The following is a 17712-nucleotide window of genomic DNA, read 5'->3' on the forward strand; positions in this document are numbered from 1 at the left end:
AGCGTGAAAGGACGTCGACGGAAGCAGCCGAGTACGAGTCGAACGGAAGAGGAGAGAGCCGTGCCCGCGCGCCTTGACCACACCATCGTCCGCAGCCGCGACCGCTTCGCCGGCGCCCGCTTCCTCACCGACCTGCTCGCGGCGCCGGAGCCCAAGCCCTTCGGCCCCTTCGCCGGCGTCGCGCTCGACGGCGGAGTCACCCTCGACTACCTCGACGACGACTCCGAACGGATCGTCCCGCAGCACCTCGCCTTCCTCGTCTCCGAGGACGAGTTCGACGAGATCTTCGGCCGGATCAAGGAGCGCGGGCTGCCGTACTGGGCCGACCCGCACCACCACGAACCCCAGCGGATCAACCACCACCACGGGGGCCGCGGCGTGTACGTCGACGACCCGGACGGCCACTCGATCGAATTCATCACCCACACGTACGTCGTCGACTGACCGGCCCCGCGGATTTCCTGTACCGGCGGAAGTAGATATCGGGCGGCGCGGAACGTAGGGTTTGCGCTGTACGCAGGCATCCTCGATGCGCCCCCCGAACGAAGGTGCTATGCCCTCTGAGAAGCCCGCCGTCGACCACCTCGACGACGACGATTACCCCGCCTACACCATGGGGCGGGCCGCCGCCCTGCTGGACACGACGCCCGCCTTTCTCCGCGCGATCGGCGAGGCGCGGCTCATCACCCCCCTGCGCTCGGAGGGCGGGCACCGGCGCTACTCCCGCTACCAGCTGCGCATCGCCGCCCGGGCTCGCGAACTCGTCGACCAGGGCACACCGGTCGAGGCCGCCTGCCGCATCATCATCCTGGAGGACCAGCTCGAAGAGGCCCTCCGCCTCAACGAGGAAATGCGGAAATCTGCCACCGCCGATGCAGAAAATCAGGAAATGGGCGACCGGTAAACATATCGAGCTCTCCCGCCGACCATCGTGCTACGGTGATGTCAGTTGCGGTCGTGGTTCCCAGATACTTTTCAGTCCGGTTCTTCCGGAGGGTAAATCATGCAGCGACTCCGGGTTCGCAAGGTGCGGACTCCGGGCACTGCCCCCGAGGGAGATTCAATATGGCATCTGGCACCGTGAAGTGGTTCAACGCGGAAAAGGGCTTCGGCTTCATCGAGCAGGACGGTGGCGGCGCCGACGTGTTCGCCCACTACTCGAACATCGCCAGCTCCGGCTTCCGCGAGCTTCAGGAAGGCCAGAAGGTGAACTTCGACGTCACGCAGGGCCAGAAGGGCCCGCAGGCCGAGAACATCGTTCCCGCCTGACGCTGACGCGTACGACGTAGTCGGGGCCCGCACCGTGGGTGTGGGCCCCTGCTCGTTACCCAGCTCCAGCCGGCTCCCCACCGAGCCGGTCACTCTGTTCGCGCCCGTCGCTTCCGACGGGCCCATGAACTCCGGCCGGATGAATACGCCCGGCCCTCGCGCCCGAATGCCGATGCCGCTTTCCTCGGCTCGCCCGCACTCCGGCGTCCTCTTCGAGACGAACCGCCGCACAGCCGGCCCGGACCCGTCTCGTCTTTTTCTTCGGCTCGTTCTCGCGACGCGATACGTGCCGCATCGAGGAAGGTTCCCCGTGAACCGCACCGCTCGCACGAACGACCGCTTCCGTCCCTCCGGCGCCCCCCGCGGCGCCGGCGCCACCCGCGCCCCGCGCCCCTCCCGCCCGGTCGGGCACGGCCCCCGCGAGTTCGCGCCGCCGGCCACCCGCACCGCGGCGCTCCCGCCCGTCGAGACCTTCGCCGGCCTCGACCTCCCGGCCGCCCTGCTGGCCGCGCTCCACTCCGAAGGCATGACCGTGCCGTTCCCGATCCAGGCCGCGACCCTGCCGAACTCGCTGGCCGGCCGGGACGTCCTGGGCCGCGGGCGTACCGGCTCCGGCAAGACGCTCGCCTTCGGCCTGGCCCTGCTGGCCCGTACCGCCGGACAGCGGGCCGAGCCCAAGCAGCCGCTGGCCCTCGTCCTCGTACCCACCCGGGAACTGGCCCAGCAGGTCACCGACGCGCTCACCCCCTACGCCCGCTCGCTGCGCCTGCGGCTCACCGCGGTGGTCGGCGGGATGCCGATCGGCCGCCAGGCGGGCGCGCTGCGCTCCGGGGCCGAGGTCGTCGTCGCGACCCCCGGCCGGCTCAAGGACCTCGTCGACCGGGGCGCCTGCCGCCTGGACCAGGTCGCCGTCACCGTCCTGGACGAGGCCGACCAGATGGCCGACATGGGCTTCATGCCCCAGGTGACCCAGCTCCTCGACCAGGTACGGCGCGAAGGGCAGCGCCTGCTCTTCTCCGCGACGCTCGACCGGAACGTCGACCTCCTGGTCCGCCGCTACCTGGCCGACCCGGTGGTCCACTCCGTCGACCCGTCCGCCGGGGCCGTCACCACGATGGAGCACCACGTGCTGCACGTGCACGGCGCCGACAAGCACGCCACCACCACGGAGATCGCCGCCCGCGACGGACGAGTGATCATGTTCCTGGACACCAAGCACGCCGTGGACCGGCTGACCAGGGACCTCCTGGCCGTCGGGGTGCGCGCCTCCGCCCTGCACGGCGGCAAGACCCAGCCCCAGCGCAGCCGCACCCTCGCGCAGTTCAAGACCGGCCACGTCACGGTCCTGGTCGCCACCAACGTCGCGGCCCGCGGCATCCACGTCGACAACCTCGACCTCGTCGTCAACGTCGACCCGCCCAGCGACCACAAGGACTACCTGCACCGCGGCGGCCGCACGGCCCGCGCCGGGGAGTCCGGCACCGTCGTCACGCTCGTCCTGCCCGCCCAGCGACGCGGCATGAACCGCGTGATGGCCGACGCCGGCATCACCGCGCGGGTGACCAAGGTCCGCTCCGGCGAGGCCGAGCTGAGCCGCATCACCGGCGCCCAGGCGCCCTCGGGCGTCCCCGTCACCATCAGCGCCCCCGCCGCCGAGCGGACCGGGCGCGCCGACTCCACCACGCGCGGACGACGGAGCCGGCCCGCGCGCTCGCGCGGCCGCTCCTCCGCACCCCGCACCGCCGCGTAACCCCAGGCTCATCCGTCCCTTCCGGAACTCCCCTTCGACCCCGCGAGGAACCATGCGCTGCGTCATCGCCCACTTCCCCTTCGACCTGTTCAAGTCCGACGTGCAGGAAGCGATGAGGGGCATCAAGCCCGAACCCGTCTCCGGCGAGTCCGTGACCATCGGCCGCCGCACCTACCCGCTCAAGCAGGTCGGCGAAGTGATCACCCGGCAGGACCGCCGCGACTTCACCGCCGGTGAGGTGCGCAGGGCGCTGACCAAGCTCGGCTTCACCTGCCACTCCGCCGCCGCCGTCCTGCCCGCGCCCGGCCCCACCCCCCTGCAGACGGCGGCCGCACTGCTGGGTACGCCGGAGCCCCAGGCCCAGCTGTAGCCACCCCGGTACTCCCGGCGGCTTCAGGCCAGCAGCTCGGCCAGCTCCTCGTCCAGGCCGAGCTGCTCCGCCTCCGCCCCCGGCGGCACCACGCGCAGCGTCCGCTCCAGCCACGCCGACACCGCCACGGCCGGCACCTCCAGGAGGGCGTCCCCGTCCGGCGACGTCAGCGCCATCAGCACGACCGCCCGCCCGTCGAGCGTGGTGGGCCAGATCCGCACGTCGCCGTGGCCGCAGGGCCGGAAGACCCCCTCCACCAGCAGCTCACGGGCGAAGGTCCAGTGCACCGGGTGGTCGGAGCCGACGTGGAAGGTGATGTGCACGGCGTACGGGTCGTCGGTGCGGTACGTCAGCCGGGCCGGCACGGGGATGCTGCGCTCCGGCGACAGCACCAGGTTCAGCTCCAGCTCGCGCTCGACGGCGGTGTGTCCAGCGTGCTCGGTGTGCTCGGTGTGCTCCATGGGACGCTCCTTCTCCTGCTCCTCGTACGGGGTCCTGGAGTGGCCCCGCACCGGTGGAGAGGCGCTCCCCCCCCGTCATTACGCGACACGGGCGGGGAATTTCTCATTACTTTCCGTGATGTTCGCCCCGGGTGTCCGTCACCTGATCGGTCAAGCTCGCTCGAACACGGTCTTTGCCCGTCTCCTTCTTACGGCTCCGGCGTTCTTCGTTAATGTCCTCCCTGGACATGCGGTGTCGTGAAGGAACGGAGTTGGGGGCTGTGGCTACACCTCCTGGTGACGGCGGGAACGTACCCCTGGCTGGGTACTACCCCGATCCGTCCATCCCCGGATACATCCGGTACTGGAACGGCGCCGCCTGGGTGCCCGGCACGAGCCGGCCCGCGCCCGCGGAGGGCGAGGCCGTGCCGGCGCCACCGGCCTCGGCCGTACCGGCCTCCCCGGCCCCGAAGCCGGCCCCGGCGCCGTCCGTCGAGGAGACCGGGCCCGTCTTCTTCGACGAGGAGGAGGCCGCCGAGGAGGCGGCCGCCAAGTCGGAGCCCGCGTCCGCCTGGCAGGCCGACGCCGCCCGCCAGACCGGCTTCGGCGGCGACCGCGACCGCCGGGTCTCCTGGGGCGCGGAGAGCGCCCAGGCGCAGCCCCAGGGCGCCGCGGCGGACCCGCGCGTGCCGGCGGGCACGGACCCGACGGGCGGCGCGCTGCCGGGCGTACGGAAGGTGGAGCCCCGTTCCGACGGCACGGTCACCATCCGCGCCCAGAAGCCCGCACCCGCGACCGCGCCGGCCCCCGTGCCCGCGCAGGAGCGGCCCGCCGACGGCACCATGACCATCCGCGCGCTGGGCAAGGACGCGCCGCGCACCCCGCAGGTCCCGGCCCAGCACCAGCCGCAGGCACAGCCCGCCCCACAGGCCGCCCAGGCCCCGCAGGCGCAGGCTCAGGTCCCACAGCCGGCCCCGGCACCCGCACCCGCACCCCCTGTCGCACACGGCGCCGGTGGCGGATCTGCCTCCTGGGCCCAGCAGGTGCACCAGCTCGCGCAGCCGCCCCAGGCGGCGCACCAGCAGCACCAGCAGCAGCCGCTTCAGTCCGGGCCACGGCAGGAGTCGCAGCAGGAGCCGCCGGTCGTCCCGTGGAAGCCCCCGGTGGAGGACCCGTTCCTGCGCGCCGCGCGCGCCCAGGCCGCCGCCCGCCCGGCCCCGCTCGGCAAGCGGCTGGCGGCCCGGCTGATCGACACCGTGGTCCTGGGGGCGGCCGTCGGCGCCGTCGGCGTACCGCTCGTCTCCAAGGCGCTGGACCACATCGACGGCAAGATTCAGCAGGCCAAGCAGTCCGGCGAGACGGTCACCGTCTGGCTGCTGGACTCCACCACGTCCACGTACTTCGGCATCACGCTCGCCGCCCTGCTGGTCCTCGGCGTGCTGTACGAGGCGCTGCCGACCGCCAAGTGGGGCCGCACGCTGGGCAAGCGGGTGTGCGGCCTGGAGGTGCGGGACATCGAGTCGCACGCACCCCCGGCGTTCGGCGCGGCGCTGCGCCGCTGGCTCGTCTACAGCGTGCCGGGGCTCCTCGTCATCGGGATCGTGGGCGTCCTGTGGGCGCTGATCGACCGCCCGTGGCGCCAGGCGTGGCACGACAAGGCGGCGCACACCTTCGTGGCGGGGCAGGGCGGGTAGCCCGAACGGCCGGTGATCCGTTGCGGCGGTCCGGCGGGCGGGATGCACTGCCCACATGAGCAACGAACCGCCGCCGCCCGGTCAGCCGCCCGAGGACGATCCGTTCCGCAAGAGGCCGCCCGAGGAACCGCCGCCCCCTCCGCCCCCGGGCGGCGGTGGGGGCCCGTACGGCGGCGGTGGCAGTCCCTACGGTGGCGGCGGTCCGTACGGCGGCGGTGGCGGTGGTGGTGGTCCGTACGGCTACGGCGGAACCGACCCGCTCGCGGGCATGCCACCGCTCGCCGACTCCGGCAAGCGGGTCCTGGCCCGGCTGATCGACTGGTTCATCATCTTCGTACCGCTGGCCCTGATCGGGCTGCCGTTCGACATCTACGACCGCGTGGCGGAGGAGTCCGACCTCGCGGACGTCTGGCAGACGACCAACGACGGCGGACAGTGGGCCTTCCAGCTCCTCACGATCGTGGCGTACATCGCCTACGACACCCTCATGACGACCAAGTGGCACGGCCAGACCGTCGGCAAGCGGCTGATGGGCATGCGGGTGGCGATGCTCAACGACGGGAACGTGCCGAACACGAGCGCGGCGCTGACCCGGGCCATCGTGCTGTGGCTGCCCGCGCTGGTGTGCTGCGCCTGTCTGTGGCCGTTGCTCCTGCTGATCCTGATCCTCGTCGACAAGCCGTACAAACAGGGCCTGCACGACAAGGCGGCCAGAACCGTCGTCGTGTCAACGACGCACTGACTGCGGGGCGGCGGCCTCGGCGCGCGGGCGCGGCACCCGGGCGTCGGCCGCCGCCCGCGTCGCGGCCTTCGTCCTCGTCTTCGCGGGTACGGGCATGGTCAGCGCGACCAGCAGCCCGAGCAGCAGCGCGCCCACGCCGATCAGCGCGACGCCGAGCCCGGTGGTGGTGCGCGAGAGCAGCAGCAGGGCGACGGTCGAGAAGACGACGGTGGCCGAACCGTAGGCGAGTTGTGCGGCAGTCGGACGCGGCATGACGGATCCGTCCTCAATGCATCGGTATGGGTGACTCGCAACTCGGTCGCACTCACCGGCGACTCTACGAAGGTGGATGCCCGAGAGAAACCAGTAGTAAGCGTGACCTAACCCACGGTACCGGTGCATGGGGGGCGCACAGAATCACCGCCTATGCCGATTGGCCGGAAGAGGGCGGGAGCTGACGCGTTCCGCCGACACCCCCGTACGGTGGGGCCCACCTGATCCATGCCCGGAGCGACCGCCGCCCGAACTCGCGCGCGCCGTCGCTCCGTTCGTCCGGAATCCGGATCATGGTTCGCACATAGTGGCTTGGCCTGTTCAAGTCAAGATCTGTCTTTTCTTGCGTCCATCCGGTCGAATGTCGTCACTTATGGCGCGACTCGCACGCGGATATCACTTCGACCCCCCATCCGCGGATCGCGGGCGCGGGGAGGACATTAAGTGACCAGCAGACGACGCGCGTTCAGAGCGTCCGCGGTGTTCGTGGCCCTGGCGGCCACCGCCGCGACCGCCTCGGCTCTCACCACGGCCCAGGCAGACAACCGCCCCGACCACGGCATCGAGCGCCACGACCCGGCGCCCGGCGCGCACGAGGCCGGGGACGCCCACGGGGCCCCGGGGCACGACCACGCCGCGAAGGTCGACCACGACCTCGACGGCCCGTTCAGCAAGCAGCAGGCGCAGCAGCGCGAGGCGGCGCTGGAGCAGGTGCTGGCCGGCGACCTGAAGGTGGAGCGCAGGGGTGCCTCCCAGGTCGTCAAGCTCGACGACAAGAAGTACGTCGAGCTGGGCCGTGAGAAGACCGACAAGATCTTCACGATCCTGGTCGAGTTCGGCGACAAGGTCGACAACGAGACGCTCGTCGACCGCGCGGACGACGACACCACCGAGAAGAAGCCCAAGTTCGGTGGCAAGCCCGGCCCGCTGCACAACCAGATAGAAGAGCCGGACCGTTCGAAGGACAACTCGACGGCCTGGCAGAAGGACTACAACCAGCAGCACTTCCAGGACCTGTACTTCGGCACCGGCAAGGACCCGAAGACCGGTCAGCAGAAGCACTCGCTCAAGACCTACTACGAGAAGACCTCCTCGGGCCGGTACTCGGTCGACGGCGCGGTCTCCGACTGGGTCAAGGTCCAGTACAACGAGGCCCGTTACGGCTCGAACTACTGCGGCAGCAGCAACTGCGCCAACGTCTGGGACGCCGTCCGCGACGGTGTGACGGCGTGGACCGCGCAGCAGAAGGCGGCCGGCAAGACCGACGCCGAGATCAAGGCGCAGCTGGCCCAGTACGACCAGTGGGACCGCTACGACTTCGACGCCGACGGCAACTTCAACGAGGCCGACGGCTACATCGACCACTTCCAGATCGTCCACGCCGGCGAGGACGAGTCCGCGGGCGGCGGCGCCCAGGGCAGCGACGCCCTGTGGGCCCACCGCTGGTACGCGTACGGCACCGACGCCGGCAAGACCGGCCCGGCGCACAACAAGGCCGGCGGTACCCAGATCGGCGACACCGGCATCTGGGTCGGCGACTACACCATGCAGCCGGAGAACGGCGGCCTCGGCGTCTTCGCCCACGAGTACGGCCACGACCTCGGCCTGCCGGACCTGTACGACACCTCCGGCAAGGCGGGCGCCGAGAACTCCACGGGCTTCTGGTCCCTGATGTCCTCCGGCTCCTGGCTCGGCCTGGGCAAGGACTCCATCGGCGACATGCCGGGCGACATGACCGCCTGGGACAAGCTGCAGCTGGGCTGGCTCAACTACGAGAAGGCCAAGGCGGCGACGAAGTCCACGCACACGCTGGGCGTCGCGGAGTACAACACCAAGAACCCGCAGGCCCTCGTCGTCGAGCTGCCGAAGAAGAAGGTCACCACCCCGGTCGTGAAGCCCGCCCAGGGCGCCACGCAGTGGTGGAGCGACATGGGTGACGACCTCAAGAACACCCTCACCCGCTCCGTGGACCTCACCGGCAAGACCAAGGCCGAGCTGACGCTCGACGGCTGGTGGGACATCGAGAAGGACTACGACTACCTCTACACCGAGGTGTCGACCGACGGCGGCAAGAACTGGACGGCCCTGGCCGGCACCGCCGACGGCAAGCCGATCCCGGCCGACGCGAGCGGCGCCCCGGCGCTGACGGACGTCTCCGGCTCCTGGCAGAAGCTGGCCTTCCCGCTGGACGCGTACGCCGGCAAGAAGTTCGACCTCCGCTTCCGCTACCAGACGGACGGCGGCGCGGGCGGCAAGGGCTTCACCGCCGACAACATCGCGCTGACCGCCGACGGCGCCCCGGTCTTCTCGGACAACGCCGAGAACGCCGACGCCGCCTGGACGGCGAAGGGCTTCTCCCGCATCGGTGAGTCCTTCACCAACGAGTACGAGCAGTACTACCTGGCCGAGAACCGCCAGTACGTCTCGTACGACGCGACCCTCAAGGTCGGCCCGTACAACTTCGGCTTCGCCGCCCCCATGGACGGCTGGGTGGAGCACTACCCGTACCAGACCGGTCTGCTGGTCTGGCAGTGGGACACCTCCCAGAAGGACAACAACACCGCCGTCCACGAGGGCCAGGGCCTGATCCTGCCGGTCGACGCGCACCCGACGCCGACGAAGTGGGCCGACGGCACGCTGATGCGCAACCGGATCCAGGCGTACGACTCGCCGTTCAGCCTGTACCGCACCACCGGCATCACGCTGCACAAGGCGGGTGTCGCGGCCCCGATCGCGTCCCAGCCGGGTGTCCCGGTGTTCGACGACCGCAAGGGCGTCTACTGGTACGAGTCGAACCCGCGCGCGGGCGTCAAGGTAACTGACACCAACACCAAGATCTCGATCGTCAAGCAGCCGAAGAACGGCCGGACGATCACGGTCCAGGTCGGCCCGTCGACGAAGTAACCGCATCACCGCAGGTCAAAGCATGATCGGCCGTCGCCCTCTAGCGGGCGGCGGCCGATTCTGTTTAGGTGCCAGTGGCCCGTCTTATTGACACACCATTTCACGGGGGAGTGGTTTCATATGCCCGGCGGAGGTTTCATCAGGTTGCCCGGCGGCAGCGTGGTGGTCGCGCTCAGCCTGCCCAACCCGGTGGGCGACGGCTCCACGGTGCGCGTCCTCGTGCACGCGCCGAACCGCGCCCGGGCCCTGACCCGCCTGCGCAACCTCGGCCTGCGCTCCGTCTACCTCCGGGGCAACCTCCACCCGCCGACGCCGGACGAGGTCACCGCCGTCCTCCACCACCCCGACGGCCTGCTGTGGCGCACCTGCCCGGAGGGCGCGACGGAGCTCTGGCACCCGATCCGGGCCCTGCTGCCGCAGAGCCGCACCTGGGGCACGCCACGGCTCGCGGACGGCGCGTAGCGCGCCGCCCGGAGCCTCCCCGCCGCCCCGGCTCCTCCCCGGCGGCCTTCCCGGCGCCTCAGACCACCGGCTTGCCCGTCAGCTCCACGCCCGCCTCGCGCAGCTCCTCCAGGGCCCGCTGGACGGTCTCCTCGGAGACGCCCGCCGTCAGGTCCAGGAGCACCTGGGTTCTGAAGCCCTCGCGGGCCGCGTCCAGGGCCGTGGCGCGGACGCAGTGGTCCGTGGCGATGCCGACCACGTCCACCTCCGTCACCTCCCGCTCCCGCAGCCAGCGGGCCAGCGGCACGTCGTTCTCGTCGGTGCCCTCGAAGCCGCTGTAGGCCGCGTCGTACGCGCCCTTGTCGAACACCGCCTCGATCGCGCCCGACGCGACCGCCGGCGCGAAGTTCGGGTGGAAGCCCACGCCCTCCGTACCGGCCACGCAGTGCTTCGGCCAGGAGTTCACGTAGTCCGGGGCGTCGGAGAAGTGGCCGCCCGGGTCGATGTGGTGGTCCCGGGTGGCCACGACGTGCTGGTACACGGCGCCCGCGGCCTGGCCGATCAGGTCCGTGATGGCGGCGGCGACGTCCGCGCCCCCCGCCACCGCGAGGCTGCCGCCCTCGCAGAAGTCGTTCTGAACGTCCACGACGATCAATGCGCGGTGCATGGCGGGTGTCCTTCGGTGGTGGGGGACGGCGGGGATGGCATCGAGCCTAGAGACTTCCCCCGCCCTGCGGGAGGGGGCCCAGAAGGCCCGGACGGACGCGGACCGGCTCAGACGTACTCCGTCGGGATCACCGGCTCGCCCCGCGACAGCTGCGTCGCCGACATCGGCAGCCCCGCCCGCGCCGCGATGTGCCGCTCGCGCGCCGCCTCCAGCGGCTCACGGGCCACGACCTCGCCGCCCTTGACGAGCTCGACCAGCAGCTGCCGGTCGGCGAGCCCGGCCGGCACCGGACCCGTGCCCACGACCTCCGCCTCGGCCGCGCCGTCCGCGTCCAGACGCCGCGCGGCCCACTTGCGGCCGCCGATCGACATCTTGGCCCCCAGCGACTTCTTCGCCACCGGCACCAGCGGCGCCCGCACGTCCGCCGACTCGGCCCGGGCGACGAGCTTGTAGACCATGGAGCACGTCGGGTGGCCGCTGCCGGTCACCAGTTGCGTACCGACGCCGTACGCGTCCACCGGCGCCGCCGCCAGCGAGGCGATGGCGTACTCGTCGAGGTCCGAGGTGACGATGATCCGCGTGTCGCGCGCCCCCAGCTCGTCCAGCTGCTGCCGCACCCGGTGCGCCACCAGGAGCAGGTCGCCGGAGTCGATGCGCACCGCGCCCAGCTCGGGGCCGGCCACCTCGACGGCGGTACGGACGGCCTCGGTCACGTCGTAGGTGTCGACGAGCAGCGTCGTACCGCGGCCCAGGGAGTCCACCTGCGCCCGGAAGGCGTCGCGCTCGGTGTCGTGCAGCAGCGTGAAGGCGTGCGCGGAGGTGCCGACGGTCGGGATGCCGTAACGGAACCCGGCGGCCAGGTCGGAGGTGGAGTCGAAGCCGCCGACGTACGCGGCGCGGGCCGAGGCGACCGCGGACAGCTCATGGGTGCGCCGGGCGCCCATCTCGATCAGCCGTCGCCCGCCGGCCGCCGACGACATCCGGGAGGCCGCGGCGGCGATGGCGGAGTCGTGGTTGAGGATCGACAGGATCACGGTCTCCAGCAGCACGCACTCGGCGAAGGAGCCCTCGACGCGCAGGATCGGCGAGCCGGGGAAGTACACCTCGCCCTCGGGGTAGCCCCAGATGTCGCCGCCGAAGCGGTAGTCCGCCAGCCACGCGAGGGTCGGCTCGTCCACGATGCCGTGCTCGCGCAGGAAGCCGAGGACGCCCGCGTCGAAGCGGAAGTTCTCCACGGCGTCCAGGACGCGCCCGGTGCCGGCGACGACGCCGTACCGGCGCCCCTCCGGCAGCCGCCGGGTGAAGACCTCGAAGACCGAGCGCCGGTCGGCGGTCCCGCCCCGCAGGGCGGCCTGGAGCATCGTCAGCTCGTACTGGTCGGTGAAGAGCGCGGTAGACGGCACGTCCACCGGCAGCCCAAGATCCGCAGCGTTCATATGACGGATGCTACCTCCAATACTCGTCAGAGTGACGATTTCTCTGGGAGCCCGCGGGAAGCGCTTCGGCGGGGCCGGTTTGTGCGGTGGTCCCCCTCCAGTGGCAGCATGGGCAAGGTGAGTGTTGCTCCCACTGAGATCGAACGCCCCCAATCGGCCGAAGAGTCGTTCGCCGTCGTCGAACCCGACGTGCCCTGGGTGACGATCGTCCACAACGACCCGGTCAACCTCATGAGCTATGTCACCTACGTCTTCCAGGCGTACTTCGGCTACCCCAAGGACAAGGCGCACAAGCTGATGCTCGACGTGCACCACAAGGGCAGGGCCGTGGTCTCCAGCGGCACCCGCGAGGAGATGGAGCGGGACGTGCAGGCGATGCACGGATACGGACTGTGGGCGACGCTCTCCCAGGACCGCGGCTGATGAGCGGGCACTTCGAGGCGCTGCCGGGCGGCGGCGCGGCCGTCCTGCTGGACGAGGTCGAGGTCTCCATCCTGCGCTCCCTGACCGTGCAGCTGCTGGAGCTGATCGGGCCCGGCGAGCAGCCGCCCCGGGGCGAGGACCCGCTCGCCGAGCTGTTCCGCGACGGCCCGAGCGAACCCCCGGCCGACCCGGCGCTGGCCCGGCTCTTCCCGAACGCGTACGCGGACGACGACGAGCAGCTGCGCGCCATGTCCGCGGAGTTCCGCCGGTTCACCGAGAACGACCTGCGCACCCGCAAGCGGGAGGACGCCCTCGCCGTCGTACGGAGCCTGGACGCGCTGACCGTGGCCGGGGAGGGCGCCGCGGTGCTCAAGCTGTCCGCCGACGAGGCGCGCCACTGGCTCGGCGCGCTCAACGACCTGCGGCTGACCATCGGCACCCGGCTGGAGGTCGGCGACGAGGACGACAACGACGACCTGTACCGGCTGCCGGACAGCGACCCGCGCAAGCCGATGGTCATGGCGTACCTCTGGCTCGGCGCCCTGCAGGAGACGCTCGTCGAGACGCTGATGCCGTAGGGGCGGACGTCCATGCGGGCGTCCGCTCAGCGGACGCTCAAATCCGCATAACGATCGGATTACCAGGACACCCCTTTCAGCCACGAAAGGGGTGTTTGTCCTGTTTTCGCTGTGTCTCGATTCACATCACCGCTACTCGATCATCGTTGCGGCCGTGATAAATCTGCACGATCGCCCGGGAACGCCACCCCTGTTCCCCGGGTGCGCTTGGGCCGGCTGATCGCCGGTGGCACTCCATCCATATCCGGGGGGATCAGCGTGGAGAAAGGCGCAGCAGAACGATGACCTCAACGCAGGTCGGCAACCAGAACGACAGCCCCGTCGCCGGTGAGGGCGAGGGCTACCAGCGGGGCCTCGGCGCCCGCCAGATCCAGATGATCGCGATCGGCGGAGCCATCGGCACCGGGCTCTTCCTCGGCGCGGGCAAGGCCATCTCCAAGGCCGGGCCGAGCCTCATCCTGGCGTACGCCATCGCCGGGCTCGTGATCTTCTTCATCATGCGGGCCCTGGGCGAGCTGCTCATGTACCGCCCCGTCTCCGGGTCCTTCTCGGAGTACGCCCGCGAGTTCATCGGCCCCTTCGCCGGCTTCGTCACGGGCTGGACGTACTGGCTGTTCTGGGTCATCACCGGGATGACCGAGGTCACCGCCGCGGCCACCTACATGACGTACTGGTGGGACATCCCGCAGTGGGTCTCGGCCCTGGTCTTCACGGTCATCCTGTACGGCGCGAACCTGATCTCGGTGAAGCTCTTCGGTGAGCTGGAGTTCTGGTTCTCGATGATCAAGGTCACCGCCATCATCGGCATGATCCTCATCTGCGCCGGCATCCTCACCATCGGCTTCTCGGACGCCGCCGACACCGCGTCCATGACCATGCTGTGGTCCGAGGGCGGGTTCTTCCCCAAGGGCATCGGCGGCACGCTGATGACGCTCCAGATCGTGATGTTCGCCTTCCTCGCGGTCGAACTGGTCGGCGTCACCGCCGGCGAGTCCAAGGACCCGAAGGTCACGCTGCCGAAGGCCATCAACACCGTCCCGTGGCGCATCGCCGTCTTCTACGTCGGCGCGCTGATCATGATCCTGTCGGTCGTGCCGTGGACGCACTTCCAGCCGGGCGTCTCGCCGTTCGTCGCCGCCTTCGAGAAGATGGGCCTCGGCATCGGCGCCGCCATCGTGAACTTCGTGGTGCTGACGGCCGCCCTGTCCTCCTGCAACTCGGGCATGTACTCCACCGGCCGCATGCTGCGCGACCTCGCGCTCAACGGCCAGGGCCCCAAGGTCTTCACCCGGCTGACGAAGTCCGGCACCCCGCTCCTCGGCACCACCTTCTCGGCGGCGCTGATGCTCGTGGGCGTCTGGATCAACTACGTCGCCCCCGGCAAGGCCTTCGAGTACGTCGTCTCCTTCGCGACCATCTCCGGCATGTGGGCCTGGATCGCCATCCTGGTCTCGCACATCCGCTACCGCGCCGCCGTCAACCGCGGTGAGGTGCCGGAGTCGGAGTTCAAGGCCCCCGGAGCGCCCTTCACCAGCTGGTTCGCGCTGCTGTTCATCTTCGGCGTGATCGTCATGATGGGCATCGACGAGGGCTCGCGGGTCTCGCTGTACTGCGCCCCGCTGTGGGCCCTGCTGCTCGGCGTCAGCTACCTGTTCCTGAAGAACCGGAACCCGGAGAACACCGCCTTCAAGCGGTGACGCCGTAACCGGCTGTCCAGCATGTGGGCCCGCCCGTACCACTCCTCGGTACAGGCGGGCCCCTCTGCTTATCCTGATGCGCATGCTGACCATCACACGGGCCCTCTACGACCAGATCGTCGCGCACGCCCGCGAGGACCACCCGGACGAGGCCTGCGGCGTGGTCGCGGGCCCGGCCGGCTCCGGACGCCCCGAGCGCTTCATCCCGATGCTCAACGCCGCTCGCTCGCCCACCTTCTACGAGTTCGACTCGGGCGACCTCCTGAAGCTCTACCGCGAGATGGACGACCGCGACGAGGAGCCGGTCGTCATCTACCACTCGCACACCGCGACCGAGGCGTACCCCTCGCGCACGGACGTCTCGTACGCCAACGAGCCCGGCGCGCACTACGTCCTGGTGTCGACGGCGGACACGGACGGCGCGGGACCCTTCCAGTTCCGCTCGTACCGGATCGTGGACGGCGAGATCACGGAGGAAGAGGTCCAGGTCGTCGACGCGTACTGAGTGCGGCGTCTCGCCAGGCGGGCGGAAAACGTCCGCAATGCGAGATCACACTCCAGGATCCGGACCGGGAATCGATACGATGACCGCATGGTTTCCATCGACGTGAGCGAACAGACGCCGGGCACCGTGCTGCTCGTGGCGCGGCTGCACGTCGACCTGTGCCGCCTCGCCAGCGCGATGTGTCCACCGCGCTGCGCCGCCTGAGCGCACCTCTCCGCACCGCCACCGCACCGCCTTCCGCACCGCCGCGCGTGCCCCCCGGGGAACGCGCACGCAGTACGCCTGCCTGCCTGCCATCGACTCACCTTCCGACAGGAGCCCACGCCATGGCCATCGAGGTCCGCATCCCGACCATCCTCCGCACCTACACCGACGGCGCCAAGGCCGTCGAGGGCAACGGGGAGACCCTCGCCGACCTCTTCGCCGACCTCGAGACCCGGCACGCCGGCATCCAGGGCCGCATCGTCGACGAGGGCGAGCTGCGGCGGTTCGTGAACGTCTACCTGAACGACGAGGACGTCCGCTTCCTGGACGGCATCAAGACCAAGCTCTCCGACGGCGACAACGTCACGATCCTTCCGGCCGTGGCCGGCGGAATGCGCTGATGCGTTACGACAGCCCGCTCGCGGCGGTCGGCAACACGCCGCTGGTACGCCTGCCGCGCCTGTCCCCCTCCGAGGACGTACGCATCTGGGCCAAGCTGGAGGACCGCAACCCGACCGGTTCCATCAAGGACCGGCCGGCCCTGCACATGATCGAGCAGGCGGAGAAGGACGGCCGGCTCACCCCCGGCTGCACCATCCTCGAGCCGACCAGCGGCAACACGGGCATCTCGCTCGCGATGGCGGCCAAGCTCAAGGGCTACCGCATCGTGTGCGTGATGCCCGAGAACACCTCGCAGGAGCGGCGCGACCTGCTCGCCATGTGGGGCGCCGAGATCATCTCCTCCCCGGCGGCAGGCGGCTCCAACACGGCCGTCCGCGTCGCGAAGGAGCTCGCCGCCGAGCATCCCGACTGGGTGATGCTCTACCAGTACGGCAACCCCGACAACGCGGGCGCGCACTACGCCACGACGGGGCCGGAGATCCTGGCGGACCTCCCCTCCATCACCCACTTCGTGGCGGGCCTCGGCACGACGGGCACGCTGATGGGCGTCGGCCGCTTCCTGCGCGAGCACAAGCCCGACGTCAAGATCATCGCCGCGGAGCCCCGGTACGACGACCTCGTCTACGGCCTGCGCAACCTCGACGAGGGCTTCGTCCCCGAGCTGTACGACGCCTCCGTCCTCACCTCCCGCTTCTCGGTCGGCTCAGCCGACGCGGTGACGCGGACGCGGGAGCTCCTCCAGCAGGAGGGCATCTTCGCGGGCGTCTCGACGGGCGCGGCGCTGCACGCGGCGATCGGCGTCGGACGGAAGGCGCTCAAGGCGGGCGAGAGCGCGGACATCGCCTTCGTCGTGGCCGACGGCGGCTGGAAGTACCTGTCGACGGGCGTCTACACGGCCCCGACGACGGAAGCGGCGATCGAAACACTCCAGGGCCAGCTCTGGGCCTAGGGGGTGGGGAAGGGGAGCGGCGGGGAGGCCGGCACGGGCGGTCGCAAGGGGCGGGAGAGGCCCGAATCGGTGACAGCGCGGGTGAGTTCGACCACAAGCGGCCACTGCGAAGGAGCGGCCCGCCCTCCCGCGCCTTACGCTCGGTAAACCGCACGACCTCCCCCCAGCGCCCCGCCCCCGTCCACGGAGGTTCACGCTCCATGAAGCTCACCGTCGTCGGCTGCTCCGGGTCGTTCCCGTCCGCGGAATCGGCCTGCTCGAGCTACCTCGTAGAGGCCGACGGCTTCCGGCTGCTCCTCGACCTGGGCAACGGCGCCCTCGGCGAGCTGCAGCGCCACACCGGTCTGTACGACCTGGACGCGATCTTCCTGAGCCATCTGCACGCCGACCACTGCATCGACATGTGCGCGTACTTCGTCGCCCGCTACTACCGGCACGAGGGCGGCCGCTGCCCCGCCCTCCCGGTGTACGCGCCCGACGGCGCCGAGCAGCGCCTGACGACGGCGTACGCGGACACGCCGTCCGACAAGTCGATGAGCGAGGTCTTCGACTTCCACACGCTCAAGCCCGGCACCTTCGACCTCGGCCCCTTCCAGATCCGTACGGAGAAGGTGTGCCACCCGGTCGAGGCGTACGGCATCCGCATCGAGCACCAGGGGAAGTCGATCACGTACTCCGGTGACACCGGCGTGTGCGACGAGCTGGACACGCTGGCGGCCGGGACGGACCTGTTCCTGTGCGAGGCGTCGTTCACGTACGGCAAGGAGGACATCCCCGGCCTGCACCTGAACGGCCGCGAGGCCGGCGCGCACGCGGCCCGCGCGGGGGCAGGGCGGCTGGTGCTCACGCACATCCCGCCGTGGACGGACGGCGAGCGGAACCTCGCCGACGCGCGGGCGGTCTACGACGGCCCGGCGGAGCTGGCCCACGCGGGTGCCGTGTACGAGGTCTGACGGCATGCGAACGCCCCCGGAACCTGTGGTTCCGGG

At 70.6% G+C, this 17712-nt stretch carries 21 protein-coding genes; 17 read left to right on the plus strand and 4 right to left on the minus strand.

Translation table 11 applies throughout. From position 1 onward, the window contains the following. Positions 1-60: 60 nt before the first annotated feature. From AB0A69_RS19010 to AB0A69_RS19030, 5 genes are all read left to right on the plus strand, one after another. A complete protein-coding gene (locus tag AB0A69_RS19010) occupies positions 61-444 on the plus strand; it encodes a VOC family protein (protein ID WP_361422768.1) in 384 nt (127 codons plus the stop codon). A 109-nt stretch (positions 445-553) separates the two neighbouring features. After that, entirely contained in the window at positions 554-904 is a 351-nt protein-coding gene (locus tag AB0A69_RS19015; RefSeq protein WP_361422771.1) for a MerR family transcriptional regulator, read from the plus strand. Positions 905-1065: 161 nt separating this feature from the next. Further along, positions 1066-1269, plus strand: coding sequence for a cold-shock protein (locus AB0A69_RS19020; RefSeq protein WP_064071132.1), 204 nt, complete (start codon positions 1066-1068; stop codon positions 1267-1269). 310 nt (positions 1270-1579) lie between these two features. Next, positions 1580-3019 (plus strand): DEAD/DEAH box helicase, encoded by a 1440-nt coding sequence (locus tag AB0A69_RS19025; protein ID WP_361422775.1) that lies wholly within the window; start codon positions 1580-1582, stop codon positions 3017-3019. Between the two features lie 52 nt (positions 3020-3071). Beyond that, on the plus strand, positions 3072-3389 hold the full coding sequence (locus tag AB0A69_RS19030; protein WP_361422778.1) for an SCO5918 family protein: 318 nt from the start codon (positions 3072-3074) through the stop codon (positions 3387-3389). Between the two features lie 23 nt (positions 3390-3412). Here AB0A69_RS19030 and AB0A69_RS19035 read toward each other — a convergent pair whose 3' ends face one another. Continuing rightward, positions 3413-3850, minus strand: a complete 438-nt coding sequence (locus AB0A69_RS19035; RefSeq protein ID WP_361422781.1) for an SsgA family sporulation/cell division regulator — start codon at positions 3848-3850, stop codon at positions 3413-3415. 260 nt (positions 3851-4110) lie between these two features. On the opposite strand from AB0A69_RS19035, the gene AB0A69_RS19040 reads away from it, so the two are divergent. Together AB0A69_RS19040 and AB0A69_RS19045 are read left to right on the plus strand one after the other, a co-directional pair. Then, a complete protein-coding gene (locus AB0A69_RS19040) occupies positions 4111-5523 on the plus strand; it encodes an RDD family protein (protein WP_361422784.1) in 1413 nt (470 codons plus the stop codon). A gap of 55 nt (positions 5524-5578) precedes the next feature. Further along, positions 5579-6265, plus strand: coding sequence for an RDD family protein (locus tag AB0A69_RS19045; protein WP_361422786.1), 687 nt, complete (start codon positions 5579-5581; stop codon positions 6263-6265). On the opposite strand, the gene AB0A69_RS19050 is transcribed toward AB0A69_RS19045, so the two are convergent. Further along, positions 6251-6517 (minus strand): hypothetical protein, encoded by a 267-nt coding sequence (locus tag AB0A69_RS19050; protein ID WP_361422789.1) that lies wholly within the window; start codon positions 6515-6517, stop codon positions 6251-6253. The genes AB0A69_RS19045 and AB0A69_RS19050 overlap by 15 nt on opposite strands. A gap of 444 nt (positions 6518-6961) precedes the next feature. Between AB0A69_RS19050 and AB0A69_RS19055 the strand changes: the two genes are divergently transcribed. Together AB0A69_RS19055 and AB0A69_RS19060 are read left to right on the plus strand one after the other, a co-directional pair. Then, complete coding sequence (locus AB0A69_RS19055; protein ID WP_361422792.1) at positions 6962-9421, plus strand: immune inhibitor A domain-containing protein; 2460 nt, start codon at positions 6962-6964, stop codon at positions 9419-9421. Between the two features lie 120 nt (positions 9422-9541). After that, the gene (locus AB0A69_RS19060; RefSeq protein ID WP_361422795.1) at positions 9542-9883 is read left to right on the plus strand and encodes a hypothetical protein; all 342 of its coding nucleotides are present in this window, start codon (positions 9542-9544) and stop codon (positions 9881-9883) included. A 58-nt stretch (positions 9884-9941) separates the two neighbouring features. Here AB0A69_RS19060 and AB0A69_RS19065 read toward each other — a convergent pair whose 3' ends face one another. Continuing rightward, positions 9942-10529, minus strand: coding sequence for an isochorismatase family protein (locus tag AB0A69_RS19065; RefSeq protein ID WP_361422797.1), 588 nt, complete (start codon positions 10527-10529; stop codon positions 9942-9944). A 107-nt stretch (positions 10530-10636) separates the two neighbouring features. Continuing rightward, positions 10637-11965: a nicotinate phosphoribosyltransferase gene (locus AB0A69_RS19070; protein WP_361422800.1), complete on the minus strand. Its 1329-nt coding sequence runs from the start codon at positions 11963-11965 to the stop codon at positions 10637-10639. A 108-nt stretch (positions 11966-12073) separates the two neighbouring features. Here AB0A69_RS19070 and clpS point away from each other — a divergent pair, with 108 nt between their 5' ends. The 8 genes from clpS (at position 12074) to AB0A69_RS19110 (ending at position 17676) form a co-directional block, all read left to right on the plus strand. After that, a complete protein-coding gene (gene clpS / locus AB0A69_RS19075) occupies positions 12074-12388 on the plus strand; it encodes an ATP-dependent Clp protease adapter ClpS (RefSeq protein ID WP_361422803.1) in 315 nt (104 codons plus the stop codon). Continuing rightward, positions 12388-12966, plus strand: coding sequence for a DUF2017 domain-containing protein (locus AB0A69_RS19080; protein ID WP_361422806.1), 579 nt, complete (start codon positions 12388-12390; stop codon positions 12964-12966). The genes clpS and AB0A69_RS19080 overlap by 1 nt, the downstream gene beginning before the upstream one ends. A 281-nt stretch (positions 12967-13247) precedes the next feature. Continuing rightward, a complete protein-coding gene (locus AB0A69_RS19085; protein WP_361422809.1) occupies positions 13248-14663 on the plus strand; it encodes an amino acid permease in 1416 nt (471 codons plus the stop codon). Positions 14664-14745: 82 nt separating this feature from the next. Then, complete coding sequence (locus tag AB0A69_RS19090; protein WP_361422812.1) at positions 14746-15168, plus strand: M67 family metallopeptidase; 423 nt, start codon at positions 14746-14748, stop codon at positions 15166-15168. 87 nt (positions 15169-15255) lie between these two features. Continuing rightward, on the plus strand, positions 15256-15372 hold the full coding sequence (locus AB0A69_RS19095) for a putative leader peptide (RefSeq protein WP_355364863.1): 117 nt from the start codon (positions 15256-15258) through the stop codon (positions 15370-15372). A 122-nt stretch (positions 15373-15494) separates the two neighbouring features. Beyond that, complete coding sequence (locus AB0A69_RS19100; protein WP_361422815.1) at positions 15495-15773, plus strand: MoaD/ThiS family protein; 279 nt, start codon at positions 15495-15497, stop codon at positions 15771-15773. Further along, positions 15773-16723, plus strand: a complete 951-nt coding sequence (locus AB0A69_RS19105; RefSeq protein ID WP_361422818.1) for a cysteine synthase — start codon at positions 15773-15775, stop codon at positions 16721-16723. The genes AB0A69_RS19100 and AB0A69_RS19105 overlap by 1 nt, the downstream gene beginning before the upstream one ends. A gap of 200 nt (positions 16724-16923) precedes the next feature. Then, a complete protein-coding gene (locus tag AB0A69_RS19110) occupies positions 16924-17676 on the plus strand; it encodes an MBL fold metallo-hydrolase (RefSeq protein ID WP_361422821.1) in 753 nt (250 codons plus the stop codon). Positions 17677-17712: the final 36 nt, after the last annotated feature.

The sequence above is a fragment of the Streptomyces sp. NPDC045431 genome, assembly GCF_040646655.1.
Taxonomy (GTDB): Bacteria; Actinomycetota; Actinomycetes; order Streptomycetales; family Streptomycetaceae; genus Streptomyces.